The following is a 22908-nucleotide window of genomic DNA, read 5'->3' on the forward strand; positions in this document are numbered from 1 at the left end:
GGCCGGGGCGGAGGGGTGGTGGGAGGAATCAACGCAGTGCAGCAGATCGTGGTGGGTGTCGCGGTGGTACGGGACGGCCTGGTGCTGGCGGCGTACCGGCCGGGGCCGGACGGCGGCTGGGAGTTCCCGGGCGGCAAGGTCGAGCCGGGGGAGACCGACGAGCAGGCCGCGGTCCGGGAGATCCGCGAGGAGCTCGAGCTGGAGATCAAGGTCGGCGAGTCGCTGGGACCCGGCGTGGACATCTCGGCTGCGTACCGGCTGCACGTCTACCGGGCGGTGATCGTCGCGGGCGACCCGGTACTGCGTGAGCACTCGGAGCTGCGGTGGTTCGCGCCGGAGGACCTCGACGAGAGTGACTGGTTGGTAGCCGATCGTCCCTTCGTCCGGGCGCTCCGAACCCGCCGGTAGTGGCGGAAGTCACACCGGTCACGATTCGGTGACTAGCGTCGGCTTCCCATGGCGTCCACACTGCGAGATACGTAGGGTTCCCGGCAACCCGGCGAGCTCGGGTCAAAGGTGCGGGGTGCATCACCATGAAGGACGGGTGACGGCGATGACGCTGGGGGTATCGGAGACGCAGTCTCCCGATGAGGGGCTGCCGACAGATGCTCTGGTCGAGACTGCCGAGGCGAAGGAGATCGAAGGCCGCTCGCCCGGCGAGATCGCCTGGACACGGCTGCGGCGTGACAAGATCGCGATCATCAGCGCGATCGTGATCCTGTTGATCATCCTGGTGGCGCTGTTCGCGCCGCTGATCGTGAAGCTGAACGGGTTCCCGCCCGATCAGTTCAACAAGGTCGACGCGCACGGGAACCCGTTGCTGAACACGCGCGACGGCGGCATCCCGATCGGCGGGTTGTGGGGCAGCGGCACGAGCTCCGAGCACTGGCTCGGCATCGAGCCGCAGAACGGCCGCGACATCTTCTCCCGGCTGGTCTACGGCACCCGGGTCTCGCTGCTCGTCGCGCTCGGCGGCACCATCATCGCGGTCGTGCTCGGCACGGTGATCGGGATGGTGTCCGGGTACTTCGGCGGCTGGGTCGACACGCTGCTCAGCCGGCTGATGGACATCATGCTGAGCTTCCCGTCGCTGCTGTTCGTGATGGCGCTGACTCCGGTGGTCGCCTCGCGCGCCCAGGATCTGTTCGGCATCCCTGACAACAACACGCTGCGCATGGGCGTGCTGATGTTCGTCCTCGGCTTCTTCGGCTGGGCGTACCTGGCGCGCATCGTCCGTGGTCAGACACTTTCGCTCCGTGAGCGCGAGTTCGTGGAGGCCGCCAGATCACTGGGCGCCGGCCCGAACTACGTGCTCTTCCGGCAGATCCTGCCGAACATGGTGCCGACGCTGCTGGTGTACACGACCCTGCTGCTCCCGACCAACATCACCGCCGAGGCGGCGCTGTCCTTCCTGGGTGTCGGCATCAAGGAGCCGACCTCCTCGTGGGGCCGGATGATCTCCGACGCGTCGAACTGGATCGAGGGCAACCCGCTGTACCTGTTCTTCCCGGGGATGGCGCTGTTCATCACCGTGCTGGCGTTCAACCTGCTCGGCGACTCGGTCCGGGACGCCCTCGATCCGCGCGCCGGAAGGAGCTGACCCCGGTGGGCCGTTATCTCATCCGCCGTCTGATCCAGGCGGTGTTCGTCCTGATCGTGATCAGCGCGATCACGTTCTTCCTGTTCTGGGCCACGCCGGCGAACCCCGCGTTGCTCATCTGCGGCAAGAACTGCAACGCGGAGACAGTCGCACAGGTCAACGCGACGTACGGCTTCGACAAGCCGCTGGTCGTGCAGTACGGCCAGTACATGCAGGGCCTGGTGAGCCCGGGCGGCCGGACGATCGGATCCGAGGGCAACGAGCGCAACTGCCCGTGGCCTTGCTTCGGTGAGTCGTACCAGAACGGCATCCCGGTCTGGAACTCGATCAAGGACGCGTTCCCGTCGACACTGTGGCTGGCCCTCGGAGCCGCCGTCCTCTGGCTGTTGTCGGGCGTGATGCTCGGCCTGATAGCGGCGCTGCGCAAGGGCAAGTTCATCGACAAGTTCAGCGTCGGCCTGGCCTTGTTCGGGGTGTCCTTCCCGACGATCGTGTTCGGCTACCTGCTGCTGTTCCTGTTCATCGTCAAACTGAAGTGGGTCCCGTTCCCGGACACGGCGAACGCCGCCTTGTTCACGGTCGGTCCGGTGAAGTGGCTGCAGTTCTACATCCTGCCCTGGATCACGCTCGCGCTGGTGTTCGCGGCGCTCTACACCCGGATCACCAGGGCCAACATGATCGACACCATGAACGAGGACTACATCCGGACGGCCCGGGCCAAGGGCCTGACCGAGCGGACCGTGGTCTTCAAGCACGGGCTGCGGTCCGCGCTGACCCCGATCGTGACCATCTTCGGCCTGGACGTCGGCGGCCTGCTCGGCGGCGCGGTGATCACCGAACAGATCTTCAGCATCACCGGCCTCGGCAAGTTCTCCATCGACTCCGTGCTCAGCAACGACCTGCCCGCGATCATGGGCGTGGTGCTGTTCGCGGCGATCTTCGTGGTGCTCGCGAACATCGTCGTCGACGTCCTGTACGCCGTCATCGACCCGCGCGTGCGGCTGTCCTGATCAGGTGAGGTGAGATGACCGAATCCGTGACCAGTGCGTCGCCGGCGGGAACCCGCGCCGGAAAGCCGTTCCTGGAGGTCAAGGACCTGCAGGTGCACTTCCCGACCGACGACGGGCTGGTGAAGGCCGTCAACGGCCTGAACTTCACCCTCGAGCGGGGCAAGACGCTCGGCATCGTCGGCGAGTCCGGCTCCGGCAAGAGCGTGTCCAGCCTGGCCATCATGGGCCTGCACAAGGGCAGCAAGGCCAGGGTGAGCGGCGAGATCTGGCTGGACGGCGCCGAACTGGTGGGGATGTCGGTGCCCGAGATGCGGGCGCTGCGCGGCCAGCAGGTCGCGATGATCTTCCAGGACCCGTTGTCGGCGATGCACCCGTTCTTCCGGGTCGGTGACCAGCTCACCGAGGCCTTCCTCGTGCACAACGACACGCCGAAGTCGGTGGCGAAGAAGCGCGCCATCGACCTGCTCGACCGGGTCGGCATTCCGTCGCCGGACAAGCGGTTCTACGACTACCCGCATCAGTTCTCCGGCGGTATGCGGCAGCGCGCGATGATCGCGATGGCGCTGATGTGCGATCCCGCGCTGCTGATCGCCGACGAGCCGACCACCGCACTCGACGTCACCGTCCAGGCCCAGATCCTGGACCTGATGAAGGATCTGCAGAAGGAGTTCAACTCCGCGATCATCCTGATCACCCACGACCTCGGTGTGGTTGCCAAGATGACCGAGAACGTCGTGGTGATGTACGGCGGCCGCGTGGTCGAGTCCGGCAGCGTCCGGGACATCTTCTACCGGCCCGAGATGCCGTACACCTGGGGTTTGCTGGGCTCGATCCCGCGCGTGAACCGCAGCGGCGACGGGCGGCTCAAGTCGATCCGGGGTACTCCGCCGTCGCTGATCAACCTGCCCAAGGGCTGCCCGTTCCAGCCGCGCTGCGACTACCAGGACCATGTCGAGGGAGCGAACTGCTCCACCGAGCTCCCGGAACTGCTGCAGATCGACCAGGAACAGCATCGGGTGCGGTGCCACATCAGGTCGGAGCAGCGCAAGCAGCTGTTCACCGAGCAGATCAAGCCGAGCCTCTGATGGCGGGGGAGTGCTGGTGAGTACGACGACATCTGCCGAGCAGACGGCCGGCAAGCAGCCCGAGCGCGGCGAACTGCTGCTCGAGACGCGCGGGCTGCAACGCTATTTCCCGGTGACGCAGGGGATCATCCTCCAGCGGCAGACCGGTGCGGTGAAGGCGGTCGACGGCGTCGACCTCACCATCCACGCCGGCGAGACGCTCGGCGTGGTCGGTGAGTCCGGCTGCGGGAAGACCACCACCGGCCGGCTGGTGACGAGGCTGGACGAGCCGACCGGCGGCTCGATCTCGTTCATGGGCTCGGACATCACCCACCTGAACCGGGCCCGGATGCGCCCGTTCCGGCGGGAGGTCCAGATGATCTTCCAGGACCCGTTCTCGTCGCTGAACCCGCGGCAGACCGTCGGCACCATCATCGCGGCGCCGTTCGACATCCAGAAGGTGAAGAGCGAGAGCGGGACGAAGAAGGCGGTTCAGACCCTGATGGAACGGGTCGGGCTGAATCCCGAGCACTACAACCGCTATCCGCACGAGTTCTCCGGCGGCCAGCGACAGCGGATCGGCGTCGCCCGGGCGCTCGCGCTGCGGCCGAAGCTGATCGTCTGCGACGAGCCGGTGTCCGCGCTCGACGTGTCGATCCAGGCGCAGATCGTCAACCTGCTCGAGGATCTGCAGGACGAGTTCGGCCTCGCCTACCTGTTCATCGCGCACGACCTGTCGGTGATCCGGCACATCTCCGACCGGGTCGCGGTGATGTACCTCGGCAAGATCGTCGAGACCGCCGACCGCGACGAGCTCTACAACCACGCCCGGCACCCGTACACGCACGCGCTGCTGTCCGCGGTGCCGGAGGCCGACCCGGACGCCGAGGAAGCGCGCGAGCGGATCCGGCTGACGGGCGACGTACCGAGCCCACTGAACCCGCCCTCGGGGTGCCGATTCCGGACCAGGTGCTGGAAGGCACAGGAGATCTGCGCCGCGGAAGAGCCGCCGCTGCTGCAGATCGGAGCCCCGGGCCATCAAGCGGCTTGCCACTTCCCCGAGGAACGGGACGTGGTCTGACGACTACACAGAGCGTTGGTCTGGTGTACCGACGGCATTGAAGGGATCACGATCCGGTCAAGCGGCCCAAACCTCATTGCGCAGTTTGTGAACACGTGAGTTGATGACCGCCACACGACGTAGATCACTTTCTTCGAGCCGCCGCGACCCGGCGACAAGTGTCAACACAAGGAAGGAAACACTGGCCATGGATCACCTCAAACGAACCGGAGTGGCAATCGCCGTTGGGTTCGGACTGAGCCTGACCGCGGTTGCCTGCGGCGGGGGAAACAGCAATACGCCGAGCGGGCAGGCAACGGCTGGTGCCAAGGGGGGCACCGTCACCGTCTACGCCGTCAACGACGTCGAGCACCTCGACCCGGCGCGGAACTTCGTCACCGACTCGCAGATGATCGGCAAGCTGATCACCCGGACGCTGACGGACTACCGCTACGACGCCAAGGCGAAGAAGATCATCCTCGAGAAGGACCTCGCGGAGAGCTACGAGGCGAGCCCGGACTTCAAGACCTGGACCTTCAAGCTGAAGGACGGGCTGAAGTACGAGGACGGCACGCCGATCGTGGCCGCCGACATCAAGTACAACGCGGAGCGGTCGTTCGCCGCGGACATGGCCGAGGGTGCGCCGTACGCGCACGAGTACCTCGACTGCAAGGGCTACAAGGGCCCGTACGTCGCGGACAACAACGGCGGCAAGGGCTGTACCGCGATCGAGGTTCCGGACGAGAAGACGATCACGTTCAAGCTGAACCGCCCGGTCGCGTCGTTCGACGGTACGGCGAGCATGAAGGTCTTCGCGCCGGTGCCGAAGGCGAAGGACACCAAGACGCAGTACGACAACCACCCGGTGTCGAGCGGCCCGTACAAGATCGAGTCGTACACCCGCAAGAAGCAGCTGGTGCTGGTCCGCAACACCAACTGGGACCAGAAGACCGACCCGCTGCGCGACGCGCGGCCGGACAAGTTCATCTTCAAGTTCGGTGACGCCGAGGCGACCGTCGACCAGCGGCTGATCGCGAACGGCGCGGCGGACCAGAGCTCGCTGAGCTTCGCCGGTGTGCAGCCGGAGAACATCGCCAAGACGAACCAGCCGAACGTGAAGGACCGCGTGGTCGAGGGCACCGATATCTGCCGCAGGTACATCGCGTTCAACCAGCAGAAGCCGTTGCTGAAGAACCAGAAGCTGCGCGAGGCCCTGTACTACGGTCTGGACCGGACGAGCTACCGGGACGGCCGTGGTGGCGAGCGCCTGGCCAAGGTGGTCGACTCGATCATTCCGCAGGACATGGAGGGCTACAAGCCGGAGGAGAACTTCAAGGCTCCGGAGCAGGGCGACCCGGCGAAGGCCAAGCAGTTGCTGACCGAGGCCGGCTACAAGGGCGAGAAGCTCGTCCTGGGTACGGCGGACTCGGGTCTGGCCGTCAAGGCCGCCGAGGCTGCCCAGGCGTCCTGGAAGGCCATCGGGGTCAACGTCGAGATCCAGAAGATCCCGGGTGACAACTACTACTCGACGCAGCAGCAGGACTCCGCGGCGACCGACCTGATCACCGCCGGCTGGTGCTACGACTGGGCGAGCCTGACGACGATCGTGCCGTCCGTCTTCGGCCCGGACACCAGCGCGCCGAACAAGCCCGCGCAGAACAACTACGCGCGCAGCCAGGCCGGCTGGGACAAGATGAAGGCTCTGCAGTCCGAGACCGACAAGAACAAGATCGAGTCCGGTCTGTCCGACCTGTACGTCGAGATCATGAAGACGGCTCCGATCGTGCCGACCGTCCAGGACCTCAACGTGTACGTCGTGGGCTCGAACCTCGACAACGTGGTGACCGACCCGAACACCGGTGGGTTCCCCGACCTGACGCAGATCGGTGTGAAGAAAGTGAGCTGATCGCAGCACACTTCTGAGAAGGGCGGTGCCTGACGGCGCCGCCCTTCTCGCTGTTCAGGCACCGCAACTGTATGGGTGGTTTGTACGGGTTGTACCTGGCACGTGGTCCGGCCCGGGGACGAGAATCCTTTCCTGAACTCTTGGGGAGGAGTGACGCATGTCGGTGTATCCGGCAGTTGAGGCGGTGCGGTTGGAAGACGTCGCACCAGAGGTCGTCTGTGAGGTCTACGAGCTCGGATCGCACCGGCGGACTCCCGCCGCGGTGAAGGAGCTGACCAGCCGCCAGGTGACGATCGGCCGGATGATGTCGACCGGTGCGAAGGACGCCGCGATCGCGCGCGACCTCGGACTGTCGCTGCGGACCGTACGCTCCGAGATCAGCGCGCTGATCGCCGGGCTCGGCGCCAAATCGCGGTTCCAGGCCGGCTGTCTGCTGGTCCGCCGCTTCGGCTGAGCCCGCTGCCGGGAGAACTGCCAGATGAACTGTCGGCGGGTCGACGTAGGCTTTCGGCATGGTTGAGCTTGCTGAGCGCCGGCTGCTGCTGGTGCACGCCCACCCGGACGACGAAACCATCAACAACGGTGTGACGATGGCGCGCTACGTCGCGGAGGGCGCCCACGTCACCCTGATCACCTGCACCCTCGGCGAGGAGGGCGAGGTCCTCGTCCCCGCGCTGGCCCACCTGGCCGCCGACCAGGAAGACGGCCTCGGCGAGCACCGGATCGGTGAGCTCGCGAACGCGATGGCCGAGCTCGGTGTCACCGACCACCGGTTCCTCGGCGGCGCGGGGAAGTACCGCGACACCGGGATGATCTACAACGCCGAGGGCAACGCGGACGTCCCGCCGGAGACCCGCAAGGACAGTTTCTGGCAGGCCGACCTGCTGACCGCGGCCGACGACCTGGTCCCGGTCATCCGTGAGGTCCGCCCTCAGGTGCTCGTGACCTACGACCAGTACGGCAACTACGGGCATCCCGACCACATCAAGGCCCACCGGGTGGCGACGTACGCCGCTGACCTTGCCGCCTCCCGGTCGTACCGCGAGGATCTCGGACCGGCGTGGGACATCCCGAAGATCTACTGGACCGCGATGGCCGAGTCACGGATGCGGCAGCAGCTCCGGCTGCTGCGTGAATCCGGTGACACGACCACCTTCGAGGGCATGGACCCCGAAGGTCCGCTCGGTCCGTTCGTCACGCCGGACCGGCTGATCGACTGCGTGATCGAGGGGGAGGAGTTCATTGACCGGAAGATGAACGCGATGAAGGCGCACGCCACCCAGATCACCGTCGACGGCCCGTTCTTCGCGCTGTCGAACAACCTCGGCAACCAGATCTGGAGCTCCGAGCCGTACCGCCTGGTCAAGGGCACCCCGGCCCCCGGCCCGGACGGCCTGGAGCACGACCTGTTCGCAGGCCTATAGGTCCTGTCTGGTGATCCATCGCCTACTGCGGGGCACTCGGCACGGCACCTCGCCGCACGGGTGCAAAGGCCACGATGCTCCGCATCGAGACCTTCGCCCCCGCACGCCGAGCCACCGCACCGAGCACCTCCTCGCTACGGCGCTGGATCACCAGGCAGGACCTAGACGATTCAGCCGGGCAACCTGTGAGGTGACCGTTCCCACACGCTCGGTTGAGGCGTCAACCTATCAGTAGGCATAACCTGCTGAGGTGTCCTCAACCGAGTCGAGTGGGAGCGTTCCGCCTGCGGAGTTCCGTGCTGCGCTCGGGCAGTTCGCGTCGGGGATCACGATCATGAGCACGCTGCAGGACGGCGTCGCGCATGCGATGACCGCGAACGCGTTCACATCGGTCTCGCTGGATCCGCCGCTGGTGCTGGTCTGCGTCGACAAGGGCGTCCGGATGCACTCCGCCGTACTGGACTGCGGCTACTGGGCCGTATCGGTGCTGTCCGGGGCGCAGCGGGCGATCGCGGAGCGGTTCGCGCGGTCCGGGCGCGACCTGTACAGCCAGTTCGACGGCATCGGTACGACGGCCGGCCCGAAAACCGGCTGCCCGACCGTCGACGGCGCCCTGTCGTGGCTCGAGTGCCGGACCTGGGCGACGTACGACGGGGGCGACCACACGATCGTGGTGGGCGAGGTGCTCAGCCTCGGGACGGGCGATCCGAGCGACCCGAGCGCGTTGATCTACCATTCCAGTAACTACCGGGAACTGCCCGAAAACTGATCGTTACTGCCGGGGCATGACGGGGCAGCCCCGACGGTCGGTGAGGCCTGTCCGGTCCCGTAAGATGTGCGCTTGTGCCCTGACCAAGCGCTCGAGCGGGAGGACTCTGTCCGGTGGGGAGAAAGCAGCTCGCGGGGATCATCGCCGCCGCGGGGCTCGGTGTTGTCGTCGTGGGGTACGGCGCGGCGTTCGCCTTCGCCGGAGCCAAGATCCCGACGGACACGACCGTGCTCGGCATCCCGATCGGCGGCCTGTCCGAGGACGACGCGAAGACCAAGCTGACCGCGGGCCTCCAGGACCGCATCGCCGCTCCGATCGCGCTGCAGGCGGGCGACGCCAAGTTCCAGGTGCTGCCGGCCGACGCCGGACTCTCGGTGGACGTGGACAAGACTGTCGCCGCCGCCGGCGCGGGCCGCAGCCTGGCCCCCGGCCGGATCTGGCACGCGCTGACCGGCGGGGACGCCGTCGAGCCGGTCGTCAGCAAGGACGACGCGAAGCTGAAGGCCGCCGTCGAGAAGCTGGCCGGCCAGGTGAATCGCAAGGCGACCGAGGGCACGATCACCTTCAAGGGCACGCAGCCGGTGAAGCACGACCCGGCCGACGGCCTGCAGCTGGACACAGCGAAGGCGGTCGACGCGGTGTTCGCGGCGTACCCGTCGGACGGGACCCCGAAGGAACTGCCGGCCGGCGTGACCAAGCCGCAGGCCGCCGGCGAGGCGATCGACAAGGCGTTGAAGGAGTTCGCCGAGCCCGCGATGTCGGGTCCGATCCGGCTGACCGTCGGGTCGAAGTCGGTCGAGCTGGAGCCGGCCGAGCTCGCGCCGGCGCTGTCCGTGAGCGTGCAGGAGGGCAAGGTCATCCCGGCGCTGAACACCAAGTCGCTGGAGCCGCTGTTCGTGCAGCGGTTCAAGTCGCTGGAGACGCTGCCGAAGGACGCGACGGTGCAGATCGTCGGCGCCGGCCCGAAGGTGATCCCGGCGGTCAACGGCCTGGTCGTGGACCGGGCGAAGGTCGGCGCGGCGATCCTGGCGATCCTGCCGAAGCCGACCGGTGAGCGGCGCGCCGACGTGCCGCTGACGCCGACCCCGGCGAAGTTCACCACCGCGCAGGCGGCCGCGCTCGGGATCACGCAGAACATCGGCGACTTCAAGACCGAGTTCCCGCACGCGCCGTACCGCAACACCAACATCGGGACGGCGGCGGCCAAGATCAACGGCACGCTGCTGAAGCCGAACGAAGTGTTCAGCCTGAACAAGATCGTCGGTGAGCGGACCAAGGAGAACGGGTTCGCCGAGGGCTACATCATCAGCGGCGGCAAGTTCGAGAAGGACTTCGGCGGCGGTGTCTCGCAGTCGGCGACCACCACCTTCAACGCGGCGTTCTTCGCCGGACTGAAGATCGTCGAGCACAAGGCGCACAGCGTCTACATCAGCCGCTACCCGGTCGGGCGTGAGGCGACCGTGGCCTGGCCGAACGTGGACCTGAAGTTCCTGAACGACTCCGGGCACGGCCTGCTGGTGCAGACGATCTTCAAGGCGTCGACGCCCGGTAGCAAGGGCAGCATCCGGGTGATCGTCTGGGGCACCAAGTTCGTCGACATCACTGCCGGGCAGTCGGAGAAGACGAACTTCCGCCAGCCGGGCCTGGTGTACAACACGGCCGCGAAGTGCGAGCCGCAGGCGCCGACGCCGGGCTTCGACATCACGATCTACCGGTACTTCGCGAAGAACGGCGTACGGCAGAAGACCGAGTCGTTCACCACGAAGTACAACGCGGCCGACGACATCCGCTGCGGGCCGAAGCCGGGCACCACGGTCACGCCTCCGCCGGGCGGGATCACCACCCCACCCGGCCGGAAGCCGGGTGTCACCACGACGACCCGTCCGCCGAGCTGATCCTTCAGCCGCGATGGAGGTCGTGCAGGCCGGCCGCCACCTGATCGAAGATCGCTTTCTCGATCGCGGCGCCTTCGCGGCGGACCTGGTGCGGGTCGATGCGGAGGACCCGGTCCAGGCGGACCTCGCTGGGCCGGGCGTTCTTGTCCCAGGGCCCACTGCCGATGTCCAGCCAGACCCGGCCCCAGCGCGCCTCGTCGGCGGCGTCGCGGTCGTGGTCCTTGCTGGTGAGGATCAGCGCCAGCAGGAACGGCTCGTCCCAGCCGACGACCAGCACCGGGCGGTCCTTGCCGCGGCTGAAGTCCTCCTCGAACGGCACCCAGGTCCAGACGATCTCGCCGGGATCCGCGACCCCGTCGTCCGGGTGCGGCGTGTACTCCACCCGCACCGTGCCCTCGAAGTCCCCCGCGTACTCCGGCCGCTCGACCACATGATCCGCCATGCCACCGGAGCGTAGCGCCCTCACATCTCTGCCACCTCACACCGTTCCAGTGACGTGCTCACCTCGCAGACAAGAACCGTCCGTCGCGGCGCGATCCTGGCCGTCCTGCTCACCGGTCAGTTCATGGCCAACATCGACACCGCGGTCGCCAACATCGCCGGTCCGTCGATCGGCGCCGACCTGCACGCCTCCGAGGGCGCCGTCGGTCTGGTCGTGTCCGGGTACGTCGTCGCGTTCGCCGTACTGCTGATCACCGGCGCCCGCCTCGGCTCGGCGCTCGGGTACCGGCGGACGTTCCTGCTCGGCCTGACCGTCTTCACGGCGGCATCCCTCGCCTGTGGCCTCGCCCCCGGAACCGCCACCTTGGTCGTGGCCCGGTTCGTCCAGGGTGCCGGTGCCGCGCTGATGGTCCCGCAGGTGCTCAGCGGCATCCAGATGCACTTCCAGGGTCGCGACCGGCTCAAGGCGCTCGGCTACTTCTCGATCGCGCTGTCCGGCGGTGCGGTGGCCGGCCAACTGCTCGGCGGCGTCCTCATCTCCGCAGATCTCTTCGGCACCGGCTGGCGCCCGATCTTCCTCGTCAACGTGCCGATCGGCATCGTCCTCGCCCTGGCCGGCCGTCGCCTGCTACCCGCCGACCCGCCCGGACGCCGTGACCGCCTGGATCTCGGCGGCGTACTCGCCTTGTCCACCACGGTTCTGCTCGTCATCGTCCCGCTCCTGCTCGGCTCCGAACGCGGCTGGCCCACCTGGTCCTGGCTGTGCCTCCTCCTCAGCCTCCCGGCGCTGGCTCTCTTCGAGTACGGCGAACGTCGCGCAGCCGCCCGGGGTGGTCGCCCACTGATCGCACGTCCGGTCCTTGCCAATCCGTCCGTCCGCGCCGGCCTCCTCGCCCACGGCTGTACGTCGGGCACCTACTTCGCCCTGCTCTTCGTGATCGCCCTCTACCTCCAAGGCGGTCTGCACAAGGGTCCGGCGTACTCCGGCTTCGCGATGGTCGTTTGGGTCGCCACGTTCGGTCTGGCCGGACCGATCCTGCCCCGACTGCGACGGGGAGTGCGGTGGATGCCCCTCATCGGCTGCCTGCTCCTGGCGGCCGGCTATCTGGCCGTGCTGACGTACCTGCTGCTTGGTGGCAGCACAGGGCCGCTTCTGTTCGCGCTACTCGGCATAGGCGGGCTGGGGCTCGGAATCACCTCCAACACCCTCATCGGCGCCGTCACGTCCAGCATGTCGTCGCAGTACGTCGCTGACCTGTCCGGAGTGCTCGCAACGAACGTGCAGCTGGCTGGAGCGCTGGGTGTCGCGATAGCCGGTTCTACGTACGCTGCGCTGGCTGAGGACCCCAGTCGTGCGTTGGGGGTCGTACTAGCGGGATTCATCGTCCTGACGCTTGTCGGCGCGCGTGCGGCTCACCGACTGGTCAGGTAGCGGTAGCGATAGGCCTCGCGGTATCCAAGACGGGTGTACGTCGCCATTGCAGCAGTGTTCTCGACGAGCACCTCCAGATAGGTACGCCGGCCGCCGTGCGGTCCCGCCCAGCGCGCCAGCCCCTGCAGGATCGCCGTACCGAGTCCCCGGCGGCGGTAGCCGTCCGCCACGCGGATCGCGTCCACACCGAGCCAGTGCCCGGTCATGGATCCCCGCCCGACGGCGACCACGGCGTCGTCCAGCACGATCGACGCGAACGCCGTCTTCGGGGCACCTTCGAGGACTTTCGGTGCCACATCCGGCACCGGGCCGTCGAAAGCAGTCCCGTACCACGCGTCGTTCGGGGCGTCGGCGAGCTGTACGTCGTACTCCGGAGAGCCGTTCACGTGATCGAGGGTGGTGTGCAGGACGAGTACGTCGGACTGCTCCGGGCGGGCGTCGACCCAGCCGCAGGCGCGAATCTCCTCGTCGTACGGGCTGCCGACGCGCACCAGGGCCTGCGGCGGGAGGCCGTGCTGGTCGTAGAACGCGATCGCCTGCTGGAGCGCGTCCGCAACCGGCATACCAGGGTCGCCCGCGGGCAGGAGCGAGTTGCCGCGGCCCGTCCAGCCGGACGATGCTCGCAGCAACCAGTGGCCGACGTACGCCGTCTCGACGGCCGGGCGGCCAAGTGCTGTGGTGAGGAAGAGTTGGTCGACGTCCACCGGGCGGAGCGGCATCTCGGGGATCGTCTTGGCGGCGGTCACGTCGGCGGCCGGGATCTCGTGGATCGCGCTGTCGGCGTGGCGGACAGTGACGAGTTCGGGGGTCCACGCCTGCAGAACGCCGATGACGTCGGTGAGACCGCCCGGTATCCGGTGCCGAACGACGATACGGTGGCCGATATCACGGGTATCCAGGCCTGACACGATCCGGACTCCTGGCACAGTGGGCGACGTACTACCGTGATACTAGAGACACCGTGCACCACCGCATCGCAGCACCCCGGAATCCCGCTGCGCTTGCCTGCCATAGGAGGAGTAGCAGTGACCTACGTCATCGCGCAGCCGTGTGTTGACCTGAAGGACCTCGCCTGTGTCGAGGAGTGCCCCGTCGACTGCATCTACGAGGGCAACAGGATGCTGTACATCCACCCCGACGAGTGCGTCGACTGCGGAGCCTGCGAGCCGGTCTGCCCGGTAGAGGCGATCTACTACGAGGACGACACCCCGGAGCAGTGGAAGGACTACTACACCGCGAACGTCGACTTCTTCAACGACCTCGGCTCCCCGGGCGGCGCGTCCAAACTCGGCAAGATCGACAAGGACCACCCGTTCATCGCCGCGCTCCCGCCGCAGGAACACGACGAGTAATAGAAGAAAAAGAGCGGTAGTGAGGCGGATCGCCGCCCTGCCGCCGCAGGAACACGATTAGTAAGCAGTCGGTTGCAGTATGGAGCGGGGTGTCCTGTGGGCACCCCGCTTTGCTATTGCTCGAGGACGTCTACGTGGACGTGGTCGAGGTGGCGGAGGATCTTGGGGTCGCCGGAGCGCTCGGGCGGGGTGTAGTCCCGCCAGCCCGAGTCCGACCGGCCGCCGGCGGTCCAGATCTTGTCGCTGAAGATGACCGTCTTGATCTTCAGCAGGTCCGCCCGGGCGACCAGGTACTGCGCCATCGCCCAGCCCTTCGTGGTGTTCGCCGCCGAGATCGGCCGCACGAACACGTCGACCGCCCGCCCGTCGTAGTGCGCCGACCCTTCCATGTGCCCGGTGCTCACCCCGCCTGCGGCATACCCGCCGGTCGACACCTTCCCGAACGTCCGGAGCAGGTCCTTCCGTACGGCGTCCGCACGCGGCGTCAGCCCGTTGCTGCCCGTCGCCTCCTGCGGCACCGCGTCGGTGTTCACAGTGCAACTGAAAACGCTCCTCGACTGCCCGGTGAGCGCCGACGCCAGGACGCGGGCGTCCGCCTCGTGGTCGGCGTACGCGTTCGGGAACGCACTGCGCTGCACCCGGTCGGCCGCGACCGTGATCGCGAGCTTCTGGTAGTTCTTGATCTTCACGAGCGCGTCGTAGAACTTCCCGGCCGCGTAGTGCGGGTCCCGGACCTGTGCCGCCGTACCCCAGCCCTGTGACGGCCGCTGCTGGAACAACCCGAGCGAGTCCCGGTCACCGTGCGCCAGGTTGCGCAGGCCGGATTCCTGGTACGCCGTGGCGAGCGCGATCGTCGCCGCACGAGCCGGCAGACCCCGCCGTACGGCGACGCCCGCGATGATCGCCGCCGACTCGGCCTGCTCGAAGTCGACCACGACCGTCTGCCCGCCGACCGACGCCGTACATTCCTCGGTCGGCGGCAGGAGGTTCCCGACGTGCTTCCCGCCGAGCCAGGCAATGCCGACCCCGACCGTCAGCGCGAGCACGCCGATGCCCCCCACGGCCACGAGGGCACCACGCTTCACCGGCATACTGCTCCCAACGCTCGAGGGCGGGGGACAGGTTCCTGTTCGTGCGTCACGAACTGGTTGACGTGTGCAGCCTCACGATGGTTGGCAAAGTCATACTTTCGGACGGTCAGGCGTTGGCGTGCAAAGCCTCGTTGAGTGTGATGCCTTCGCCCTTGCGCGGACGGGCCTCCACCGCGCCGGTGACCGAGTTGCGGATGAAGAGCAGTCCGGGCTGTCCGGACAGGTCGCGGGCCTTGACCACGCTGCCGTCCGGGAGGGTGACCTTGGTGCCGGCGGTCACGTACAGGCCCGCCTCGACCACGCAGTCGTCGCCGAGCGAGATGCCGGTCCCACCGTTCGCGCCGAGCAGGCAGCGCTTGCCGATCGAGATGACCTGCTTGCCGCCGCCGGACAGCGTGCCCATGATCGACGCGCCCGCGCCGATGTCGCTGCCGTCGTCGACCACCACACCGGCGACGATCCGTCCCTCGACCATCGACGTCCCGAGCGTGCCGGCGTTGAAGTTCACGAAGCCTTCGTGCATGACCGTCGTGCCTTCGGCGAGATGCGCTCCCAGACGGACGCGGTCCGCGTCGCCGATCCGGACCCCGGACGGTACGACGTAGTCCGTCATCCGCGGGAACTTGTCCACGCTCGTGACGCCCAGGTGCTGACCCGCCGCGCGCGCCCGCAGCCGCACGTTCTCGATCTCCTCGACCGGGACCGGGCCGTGCGACGTCCACGCGTTGTTCGGGAGGGCGGCGAAGATGCCGTCCAGGTTCACGCCGTGCGGGCGGACCAGGCGGTGGCTCAGGAGGTGCAGCCGGAGGTAGGCGTCCGCCGTACCGCTCGGGGCCGCGTCCAGCGCGATCTCGGTCGCCACGACCTCACGCCGTACCTGCCGGAGCTCGTCCTTGCCCTCGGCCGCGATCAGCTCGGCCGGGGCCTTCGCGTCGTCCGGCTTCGTCCCGAGCGCGGGCGCCGGATACCAGACATCCAGGACGTTCCCAGCGGTCGTAACGGTGGCGAGGCCGAAGCCCCAGGCGTGCGTGGCGTTCTCCGTCATACCCACACCCTAATTCGGCGGCGCCCGGCGGTCGGACCATGGTCTACTTTTCGGATGCTTCCTGCGTGGCTCGATGTCGTGTCCGATCCGGTTCTGGAAGCCACCAAGGCACCCGCCGTCGTGGAGCTGCACGGGGAGTTGCTCCGGCAGTGGGGATCCTCCGAGGTATGGCGGCTGTCGTTCGGGCTGAACAGCGTGATCGTCAAGCGAGGCACCGACGGGCAGGCCGGCGAGGCAGCGGCGTACGAGCGGTTCGTCGTACCGCTGGAGCTGCCGGCACCCGCACTGCTTCACCAGCATCGGTCCGACGGTGCCGGCATGATCGTGCTGGAGGATGTCGGGCGGGTGACGCTGGAGCAGGAGCCGACCGCCGAAGGGTTCGTGGCGGCCGCGGAGCTGCTCGCGACGATCCGGAGCCGCCCGGTGGACGGGCCGAGCGAGTTCCCGCCGGAGCGGGTCAAGGAGCTGGCGGACCGGATCGGGCGGATCGGGTTCGATCTCGGACCGCTCACCGAGGCGCTGGCCGGGCTGCACCGAGATGCGCCGACCGCGGTCGTGCACGGCGATTACGTGCCGAAGAACCTGGTCACGGACGGCATGCGGTGGACGGCGATCGATTGGCCCGGGGCTTATGCGGCGCCGCATCTGAGTGATCTCTACACGCTGGTCCGCGATGCCGTTGCCCTCGGCCACGACCGTGCGCCGATCGTTGCGCACTACCTTGACGCGGCCGGCGGGAATCCGGCGCTGGTGGAGCGGCAGATGCTCGTCGGTGGTGGCTGTTTCTACCTGGTGGCGCTGCGCTTCATCGTCGAGGAAGGGCTGCGGACGATCCCCGAGTCGGCGGGATGGATCGACGGGCTGCTCGGCGAACTCGAGGACGTCGTCGGAGCGCTGACATGAGGCTGCTTGTGCTCGGCGGCACCAAGAACCTCGGGCGGCATGTCGTGGAGGCGGCGCTCGCGAACGGCCATGAGGTGACGCTGTTCAACCGCGGGCAGACGAATCCCGGGCTCTTCCCGTCCGTACGCCGGATCGTTGGCGACCGCGCCGCGCCCGAGGCCCTTGCCGCCGGCGAATGGGACGGCGTGATCGACATGTCCGGTCTCCTGGTCCGGGACGTCTCGCTCAGCGCGTCCGTGCTCCGCGACCGTTGCGGCCACTACACGTACATGTCCTCGATCGCCGTCTACGCGAGCAAGACCACGCCCGGTATGACGGAGTCCGCGCCGCTGCTGCCGTGGCCCGCCGGCGCCCCCGAGGACCACTTCACGATGGACCTCTACGGCCCCTCGAAGGTCCGTAACGAATCGTTGCTCACCGCCACCTTCGGCGCCCGCACCGCCGCCGTACGCTCCGGCTTCGTCGTCGGCCCCTACAACCCGGACTTCGGCAACTGGGGCTGGGCCCTGGCACACAACCTCCCGATGGAATGCGCCGCCCGCCCCGACCAGCCCATCCAGTACATCGACGCCCGCGACCTGGCCGCCTTCCTCCTGCACCTCACGGTCAACCGCATCTCCGGCCCGTTCAACGCAGTAGGCCCCACCCACACAATGACCCACCTGGCCGACGCCTGGCGCACCGCCGTACCCGATCCACCACCGATGGACTGGTCCCCGGCCGTCGACCGCTTCCACCTGCCCCACGACGGCTCGAACGACAGCACCTTCCGTCTCGACAACAGCCGCGCCCTGTCCGCCGGCCTGCACCTGCGACCCGACGCAGAGACCGCCCGCGACTACATCGCCTGGGTCCACGATGGAAACATCCCGCCCGAGCCGCCGCACTGATTCGTAGGATTGCGGCGTGATGATCGAGAGTGGTGGTGGGCCGGGTGGGCCGACCAGTTCGCGGGGTGGGTTCAGTGGGGTCGACGGGACTCGGTACTCGGGGACCAGTGGTGGGCGGCAGGAGGTTGAGCTGCTGGGGGCCGGGGGATTGGTCTCGGCGGGGGATCGGTTGCGGTACAAGGTCTATCCGGAGCTCGACGCGGGGCTGAGTTACTCGGCGACGTACGTGGCCGTCGAGGTGGTCTTTGCGGATGGGACACGGCTCGACGGGGCCCGGGATCAGTACGGGAAGGCTGCCGACGCCGCGGGGCAGGGCGCCGCGAAGATCCTGTACGCCGACCAGTGGAACGACGTACAGGTCGATCTGACCGCAGCCGCGGGGAAGACGATCGCGCAGGTCGTGCTCGTGGTGGATGCGCCCGAGGCGGGCCACGAGTTCGCCGGCTGGATCGACGACGTCGAGATCGGTCCAGCGCCCGCGGAGCCGGACGGGTCGGACCTGGCGGCGTACGTCGACACGCGCCGCGGAACGAACGCCAGCCACGACTTCTCCCGCGGCAACACGCTGCCGATCACCGCCTGGCCGAACGGGTTCAACTTCCTCACGCCGGTCACGAACGCCTCCACGCACCGCTGGCCGTACGAGTACCACCGCGCCAACAACGCGGACAACCGCCCCGAGCTGCAGGGCCTCACGTTCTCCCATCAGCCGAGCCCGTGGATGGGCGACCGCGATCAGCTGACGATCATGCCGGTCGCCGCCGCCGAGCCGCTGGGCGATCCCGCCGAGCGCGCCGCCGCGTTCAGCCACGACGACGAGACCGCCCGCCCCGACCTGTACGCGGTCGACCTCGCGAGCGGCGTGCGCGCGGAGCTCACGCCGACCGACCACGGCGCGATCTTCCGCTTCACTTTCCCCGCGGACGCGCCCGGACGGCACCTGATCTTCGACACGATCGACGAGAACGGCGCCTTCGAGTACGACGGGAACGCCCTCACCGGATGGGTCGAGAACGGCTCGGAAACCGGTCGCACCCGCATGTACTGCTACGGCGAATTCTCGACGGCCCCCACCGCCTTCGGCCAAGCGCACGGTGGTCGCGCCAACGCCCGCGCCGCGACATTCGACGTACCCGAAGTGACGTTGCGGATCGCGACCTCCTTTATCGGCGTCGACCAGGCGCGGCACAACCTCGAGCTCGAGCTCCAGGGGCGGTCCTTCGAGGAGATCCAGGCCGCCGCCAACGCGGTGTGGAACGAGCGCCTGCAGGTCATCCGGCCGGAGGGCGCAACGCCGCCGCAGCTGCGGACCGTCTACGGCAACCTGTACCGGCTCAACCTCTACCCGAACTCACACTTCGAGAACGCGGGTACGCCGGAAGCACCGGAGTACCGCTACGCGAGCCCGGTCCTGCCGACGAACGGTACGGCGACCGCACGCGAGACCAATGCGGTCGTGAAGACCGGCAAGATGTACGTGAACAGCGGGTTCTGGGACACGTACCGGACCGCGTGGCCGGCGTACGCGCTCTTCTACCCGGTGCTGACCGCGGACCTGGTCGACGGGTTCGTGCAGCAGTACCGCGACGGCGGCTGGATCGCGCGCTGGTCCTCGCCCGGGTACGCGGACTGCATGACCGGGACGAGTTCGGACGTGTCCTTCGCGGACGCCTACCTCAAGGGTGTGGCGTTGCCCGACCCGTTGGCGACGTACGACGCCGGGCTGCGCAACGCGACCGTCGCGCCGGAGGCGACCGAGGTCGGGCGGAAGGGCGTCGGGACCGGGTTCTTCGCCGGGTACGTGAGCACCGCCACCGAGGAGAGCGTGTCGTGGTCGCTCGAGGCGTACCTGAACGACTTCGCGCTGGCGGAGATGGCCACGCGCCTGGCCGACGACTATCCCGAGCGTCGTGATCAGCTGCTGGAGGAAGCGGAGTACCTGCGGCGCAGGTCGCTGAACTACGTGCTGCTGTTCGACAACGACATCAACTTCTTTCAGGGTCGTCGACCGGACGGGACGTTCGCCAAGGCTGCCGCCGACTTCGACCCTGAGGAGTGGGGCGGCGACTTCACCGAGACCGACGGGTGGAACTTCGCGTTCCACGTCGCGCACGACCCGCGCGGCCTGGCCAACCTGTACGGCGGACCTCGCGGTCTGGAGGCGAAACTCGACGCGTTCTTCGCGACTCCCGAACTCGCGGTGAAGAAGGGCACGTACTCGATCGTCATCCACGAGATGGTCGAGGCCCAGGCCGTCCGGATGGGGCAGTTCGGCTTCTCGAACCAGCCCGCGCACCACATCGCCTGGATGTACAACTACGCCGGTACGCCGGCCAAGACCCAGGCGATCGCCCGCGAGGTCCTCGAGCGGCTGTACGTCGGTGAGCAGATCGGGCAGGGGTACCCGGGCGACGAGGACAACGGCGAGATGTCCGCGTGGTACCTGTTCGCGGCGCTGGGCCTGTACCCGCTCAGGGTCGGTGCACCCGAGTACGCGATCGGCTCGCCGCTCTTCCCGCGGGTACTCGTGTCCCCGCTGGGCGGCCGTCCGCTCACGATCACTGCATCAGGCGCTGAACACCCTTATGTACAAGAGCTCCAGGTCGACGGCAAGCAGTTGTCCGTAGCATCGATCACCCACGCGGACCTGACCGCCGCCGATCGACTCCACTTCACGCTGGGCGCCGAACCGTCCGACTGGGCGACCCTGGAACTCCCACCGGCACTCACCTCCGACGACACTGTCCCCACGCCGCTCGTCGACCTGATCCCGGTCGACCCGAACAACCCGCTCTTCGACGACACCTCCAGCACCGACAGCACCATCGAACGAGCCGTCTGGTCTCTCCCCGCTCCCGGCACCCCGACCATCTACACCCTGACGTCGGGCTCGGGGGAGGCCCCCAGCACCTGGCAACTGGAGGCCTCCACCGACGGCACCACGTGGACCGTCCTCGACGAGCGCACCAGCGAAACCTTCCGCTGGTCCCGCCAAACCCGCCCCTTCACCATCAAGACCCCCGGCGAATACCAGCACTACCGCCTAACCACCCCCACCCCGACAACCCTCGCCCAACTAGAACTCCTCCACTGACGGGTAGATCTTCAGGGCGCGCAGACGCGTGGTTTTGGCCGGTACGTCGTCGGCGACCGGGCGGGTGATGACCAGCCGGACGTAGCGGGCCGTGAAGGGGGACACGGTCCGCTCCGTTGTCGCGGCGGTGTTGCCGGTGACGGTGTCTCGGGTGGTCCAGAGCTTGTCGTTGTCGCTGGACTGGAGCAGGAAGTCGCGGGTGTTCAGGTCCGGCTCACCGGCGTGCTCGACGACGTACCGGCCGATCGTGCGGTCGGTGCCGAGGTCGACGGACAGCCAGGTGACCGCGTGACCTGACGCATTCACCCACAAATCCTCAGCGGGATCCGTCACGTAGTGAGCAGTGCTGTTGACGGCGTCCGCGATCGCCGGTCGATAGCGAGCCAGATCCGGCACCACCGACCCCGCGTCGGCGAAGGCCGCGAACTCCAGGATGCGGGCCGTGGTGTCGTCCGACTGCGTAGGTCGTTGCACGGACAGCCGGAGGTAACGCGCGGTCACCGGGCTCGCGAACCGGCGCTCCGTGAGGTTCTCGATGTTGCCCTTGACAACATCTACCGCGCGCCACGGCCCGGTCGCGCGCTGCGCCGCCTCGACGGTGAAATCCCTGGTGTTGAAGGCGGTCTGCCCGTCGTACCCGGCGTGCTTGAGGCGGTAGCCCGACACCGTGCGCAGCCAACCCAGATCGAGGACGCCCCCGGTTCCATCGCGTACGACGGCGACATCGGTGGTCGCCCGCGGCGCAGCGGGCCGATCCGCCAGACGATGCAGATCGAGCCAGACGAAGCGCGGCCGGTAGATCTCGGTCGTCAACGGATCCGCTCCGAGCCGGTTGACGTTGTAGCTGATCAGCAGCCGCCCGTCCTCGGACAGACTCGGGTGCGCCTTCGCGTTGTAGCAGTACGTGCCACCCTCGGTCTGCGCCTCGTAGACGTACGGCTCGGGGCAGTTGTAGAACCGCACGCCCGCGGAGAACGGTCCGATCGGCGACGACCCGACAGCGTACTCCAAACCGGTCGAATTCACGTTCCGCAGGTACACCAGGAGGTACTTCCCGGCGTACCGCCCGGTCGGGATCGGCGTGACACTGAGCTCGGTCGACACGTCAGGATGCAGTACGGCGGCATCACGCACGCTGACCGTGATGTCCGGGCTCCACGTCGTACCGCTCCAGAACCGCCAGGCCGCGATGTCGGCGAACTCTTCCCGGCGGACCCGGGCGGCGACGAGGTCCTTGTGGCCGTCGGCCAGCGTGTTGCGGTAGCCGTAGACGTACACGTAGCCGTCCGCGGCGGGCGTGATCCCGACGCCGAACATCACGATGTAGCTGCCGTCCCGGACGAGCAGCCCGACGTCCTCGGTCCGGCGTACGGCGGTGTAGTCGGGGACGCCGCCGGTCAGCGGTACGGCGATCAGGTCGACGCGGGCGGCGTTCCAGTTCGCGTCCGGGGCGAACCCGGTCGCATAGAGCGTGTCGCCGATCGCGATCCCGTCGTTCATCCAGAACCCGTTGCCGAAGGCGCCGTTCTCCGGGATCACGAAGGTGGTCCGGCCGGGGTCGGGCCGATTGCCGACCAGCACCGCCGACGAGTTGTTGATGAACCCGCTCTGCCGGTAGGTGAGGTCACGCGGGTCGACCGTGCCGATCCGGGTGTCGCTGAAGATGAACGCGGTCCGCGAGCCGGGCGTCGCGGACGCCAGCCCGTCGCGGCCGTCGAGCGGGACGGAGTAGATCCCGTCCGCGCCGATCCAGCCGGACCGGCGGTCGAACAGTCGGGTCCACTCGTCGGCAGGGGTGGCGCGGAGCGGACGGTCGGCGGGGGAGGGCGACGCCTTTGCCGACAGCGCCGGCAGCGCGGCGGAGACGCTCAGCCCGGTGGCGAGAGCGGCGTTGGTGCGCAGGAAAGTACGGCGGGAAACGGTGGTCACCGC

General features: G+C 68.0%; 20 protein-coding genes. 15 read left to right on the top strand and 5 right to left on the bottom strand.

The genetic code is table 11. The annotated features are described in order from the left end of the window. Positions 1–18 precede the first annotated feature (18 nt). The 10 genes from EV651_RS07100 to EV651_RS07145 all read left to right on the top strand — a co-directional run bounded on the left by EV651_RS07100 (position 19) and on the right by EV651_RS07145 (position 10728). The gene (locus EV651_RS07100) at positions 19–408 is read left to right on the top strand and encodes an NUDIX domain-containing protein (RefSeq protein ID WP_305000114.1); all 390 of its coding nucleotides are present in this window, start codon (positions 19–21) and stop codon (positions 406–408) included. Positions 409–553: 145 nt separating this feature from the next. Next, positions 554–1600 carry an ABC transporter permease gene (locus EV651_RS07105; RefSeq protein ID WP_133783212.1) on the top strand — a complete coding sequence of 349 codons (1047 nt, stop codon included), beginning with the start codon at positions 554–556 and terminating at the stop codon, positions 1598–1600. A gap of 5 nt (positions 1601–1605) precedes the next feature. Further along, a complete protein-coding gene (locus EV651_RS07110; protein ID WP_133783214.1) occupies positions 1606–2610 on the top strand; it encodes an ABC transporter permease in 1005 nt (334 codons plus the stop codon). A 14-nt stretch (positions 2611–2624) separates the two neighbouring features. Further along, entirely contained in the window at positions 2625–3695 is a 1071-nt protein-coding gene (locus EV651_RS07115; protein WP_133783216.1) for an ABC transporter ATP-binding protein, read from the top strand. A 16-nt stretch (positions 3696–3711) separates the two neighbouring features. Further along, positions 3712–4755: an ABC transporter ATP-binding protein gene (locus EV651_RS07120; protein ID WP_133783218.1), complete on the top strand. Its 1044-nt coding sequence runs from the start codon at positions 3712–3714 to the stop codon at positions 4753–4755. Positions 4756–4966: 211 nt separating this feature from the next. Then, positions 4967–6640: an ABC transporter substrate-binding protein gene (locus tag EV651_RS07125; RefSeq protein WP_166658518.1), complete on the top strand. Its 1674-nt coding sequence runs from the start codon at positions 4967–4969 to the stop codon at positions 6638–6640. Between the two features lie 157 nt (positions 6641–6797). Beyond that, a complete protein-coding gene (locus tag EV651_RS07130) occupies positions 6798–7094 on the top strand; it encodes a LuxR C-terminal-related transcriptional regulator (RefSeq protein WP_133783222.1) in 297 nt (98 codons plus the stop codon). 58 nt (positions 7095–7152) lie between these two features. Then, positions 7153–8064 carry an N-acetyl-1-D-myo-inositol-2-amino-2-deoxy-alpha-D-glucopyranoside deacetylase gene (mshB, locus tag EV651_RS07135; protein ID WP_133783224.1) on the top strand — a complete coding sequence of 304 codons (912 nt, stop codon included), beginning with the start codon at positions 7153–7155 and terminating at the stop codon, positions 8062–8064. Positions 8065–8314: 250 nt separating this feature from the next. Then, entirely contained in the window at positions 8315–8833 is a 519-nt protein-coding gene (locus tag EV651_RS07140; protein ID WP_133783226.1) for a flavin reductase family protein, read from the top strand. Between the two features lie 113 nt (positions 8834–8946). Further along, positions 8947–10728, top strand: coding sequence for a VanW family protein (locus EV651_RS07145; RefSeq protein WP_133783228.1), 1782 nt, complete (start codon positions 8947–8949; stop codon positions 10726–10728). Between the two features lie 4 nt (positions 10729–10732). On the opposite strand, the gene EV651_RS07150 is transcribed toward EV651_RS07145, so the two are convergent. Next, positions 10733–11170 carry a type II toxin-antitoxin system PemK/MazF family toxin gene (locus EV651_RS07150; RefSeq protein ID WP_133783230.1) on the bottom strand — a complete coding sequence of 146 codons (438 nt, stop codon included), beginning with the start codon at positions 11168–11170 and terminating at the stop codon, positions 10733–10735. A 54-nt stretch (positions 11171–11224) separates the two neighbouring features. Between EV651_RS07150 and EV651_RS07155 the strand changes: the two genes are divergently transcribed. After that, positions 11225–12601 carry an MFS transporter gene (locus EV651_RS07155; RefSeq protein ID WP_238156710.1) on the top strand — a complete coding sequence of 459 codons (1377 nt, stop codon included), beginning with the start codon at positions 11225–11227 and terminating at the stop codon, positions 12599–12601. Here the strand turns inward: EV651_RS07155 and EV651_RS07160 are convergent. After that, entirely contained in the window at positions 12583–13509 is a 927-nt protein-coding gene (locus EV651_RS07160; protein ID WP_133783232.1) for a GNAT family N-acetyltransferase, read from the bottom strand. The two genes, EV651_RS07155 and EV651_RS07160, sit on opposite strands and share 19 nt — an antisense overlap. 117 nt (positions 13510–13626) lie before the next feature. On the opposite strand from EV651_RS07160, the gene fdxA reads away from it, so the two are divergent. Further along, a complete protein-coding gene (gene fdxA, locus EV651_RS07165) occupies positions 13627–13953 on the top strand; it encodes a ferredoxin (protein WP_012923087.1) in 327 nt (108 codons plus the stop codon). 113 nt (positions 13954–14066) lie between these two features. Here fdxA and EV651_RS07170 read toward each other — a convergent pair whose 3' ends face one another. Both EV651_RS07170 and dapD read right to left on the bottom strand, forming a co-directional pair. Beyond that, positions 14067–15044, bottom strand: a complete 978-nt coding sequence (locus EV651_RS07170; protein ID WP_133783234.1) for a hypothetical protein — start codon at positions 15042–15044, stop codon at positions 14067–14069. Between the two features lie 106 nt (positions 15045–15150). Next, a complete protein-coding gene (gene dapD / locus EV651_RS07175) occupies positions 15151–16089 on the bottom strand; it encodes a 2,3,4,5-tetrahydropyridine-2,6-dicarboxylate N-succinyltransferase (RefSeq protein WP_133783235.1) in 939 nt (312 codons plus the stop codon). 54 nt (positions 16090–16143) lie between these two features. Between dapD and EV651_RS07180 the strand changes: the two genes are divergently transcribed. From EV651_RS07180 to EV651_RS07190, 3 genes are read left to right on the top strand one after another with little or no spacing between them, the layout of a single operon-like run. After that, positions 16144–16992, top strand: a complete 849-nt coding sequence (locus EV651_RS07180; RefSeq protein WP_133783237.1) for a phosphotransferase family protein — start codon at positions 16144–16146, stop codon at positions 16990–16992. Then, positions 16989–17882 carry an NAD-dependent dehydratase gene (locus EV651_RS07185; RefSeq protein WP_133783239.1) on the top strand — a complete coding sequence of 298 codons (894 nt, stop codon included), beginning with the start codon at positions 16989–16991 and terminating at the stop codon, positions 17880–17882. The genes EV651_RS07180 and EV651_RS07185 overlap by 4 nt, the downstream gene beginning before the upstream one ends. A 19-nt stretch (positions 17883–17901) precedes the next feature. Further along, entirely contained in the window at positions 17902–20976 is a 3075-nt protein-coding gene (locus EV651_RS07190) for a GH92 family glycosyl hydrolase (RefSeq protein ID WP_238156718.1), read from the top strand. Here the strand turns inward: EV651_RS07190 and EV651_RS07195 are convergent. After that, positions 20959–22905, bottom strand: coding sequence for a discoidin domain-containing protein (locus tag EV651_RS07195; RefSeq protein ID WP_166658519.1), 1947 nt, complete (start codon positions 22903–22905; stop codon positions 20959–20961). The genes EV651_RS07190 and EV651_RS07195 overlap by 18 nt on opposite strands. Positions 22906–22908: the final 3 nt, after the last annotated feature.

Origin of the sequence: Kribbella sp. VKM Ac-2571, assembly GCF_004362255.1 — a bacterium.
GTDB lineage: Bacteria > Actinomycetota > Actinomycetes > Propionibacteriales > Kribbellaceae > Kribbella > Kribbella pratensis.

Coding starts and splice junctions, on each gene's coding strand:
- EV651_RS07105 (WP_133783212.1), top strand. CDS start 554: ATGACGCTGGGGGTATCGGAGACGCAGTCTCCCGATGAGGGGCTGCCG.
- EV651_RS07115 (WP_133783216.1), top strand. CDS start 2,625: ATGACCGAATCCGTGACCAGTGCGTCGCCGGCGGGAACCCGCGCCGGA.
- EV651_RS07130 (WP_133783222.1), top strand. CDS start 6,798: ATGTCGGTGTATCCGGCAGTTGAGGCGGTGCGGTTGGAAGACGTCGCA.
- mshB (WP_133783224.1), top strand. CDS start 7,153: ATGGTTGAGCTTGCTGAGCGCCGGCTGCTGCTGGTGCACGCCCACCCG.
- EV651_RS07150 (WP_133783230.1), bottom strand. CDS start 11,170: ATGGCGGATCATGTGGTCGAGCGGCCGGAGTACGCGGGGGACTTCGAG.
- EV651_RS07170 (WP_133783234.1), bottom strand. CDS start 15,044: ATGCCGGTGAAGCGTGGTGCCCTCGTGGCCGTGGGGGGCATCGGCGTG.
- dapD (WP_133783235.1), bottom strand. CDS start 16,089: ATGACGGAGAACGCCACGCACGCCTGGGGCTTCGGCCTCGCCACCGTT.
- EV651_RS07180 (WP_133783237.1), top strand. CDS start 16,144: ATGCTTCCTGCGTGGCTCGATGTCGTGTCCGATCCGGTTCTGGAAGCC.
- EV651_RS07185 (WP_133783239.1), top strand. CDS start 16,989: ATGAGGCTGCTTGTGCTCGGCGGCACCAAGAACCTCGGGCGGCATGTC.
- EV651_RS07190 (WP_238156718.1), top strand. CDS start 17,902: ATGATCGAGAGTGGTGGTGGGCCGGGTGGGCCGACCAGTTCGCGGGGT.